Origin of the sequence: Kitasatospora nipponensis (assembly GCF_039528135.1) — a bacterium.
Taxonomy (GTDB): Bacteria; Actinomycetota; Actinomycetes; order Streptomycetales; family Streptomycetaceae; genus Kitasatospora; species Kitasatospora nipponensis.
Genome location: NZ_BAAALF010001053.1, coordinates 1 through 546, shown reverse-complemented (window position 1 = coordinate 546; position 546 = coordinate 1). Strand labels below are relative to the sequence as shown.

2 pseudogenes are annotated in these 546 nt (G+C 70.3%); one reads left to right on the top strand and one right to left on the bottom strand.

The annotated features are described in order from the left end of the window. Window positions 1–140, top strand: a pseudogene (locus ABD323_RS44820) (PDZ domain-containing protein); the annotation flags it as partial. A gap of 92 nt (window positions 141–232) precedes the next feature. Here ABD323_RS44820 and ABD323_RS44815 read toward each other — a convergent pair. Beyond that, window positions 233–546: pseudogene (locus tag ABD323_RS44815) on the bottom strand (lipase); the annotation flags it as partial.

The window sequence follows — 546 nt, the reverse complement described above, 5'->3', positions numbered from 1 at the left end:
CGCCGCTGGCCGCGCCCGGCGCGGCGGTCCGGGCCGGGGACGCGATCCTGGCGGTGAACGGCCGCCCGGTGGACCCGGTGACCGGCCCCGCGCCGCTGCTCGCGGGCACGGCGGGCCAGCCGGTCGAGCTGACCGTGGCCGGGCTGCGCAACTACACGAGCTGAAAGGCAAGTTGTGCCCTCTGCCGCCCGCGATGGGCAGAGGGCACAACCGTTTTTCGGATCCCGGTGGATCAGACCCCGGCGGTGAAGGCCGGCAGGTAGCCGCCCGACTGGCCGGCCGCCTTGGGGTGGTAGCTCTCGTCCACCGGCAGCACGGTGCTGGTCAGCCAGGTCGTGCCGAAGATGCAGCTCCCGCCGACCTTGTAGAGGTGCGGGTAACCCATCACCACCACATGGGCGTTGGGCGCCTTCGTGTGGATCTGCGTGTAGAGGTTGTCGAGCAGGCCGGGCAAGGTGTTGGTCGCGTACGCCTTGGCGTTGGCGACCGCCGTCAGACACGCGCTCTCGCTGTTCAGTACACAGGTCTGCATGGTGCTGGCGAATC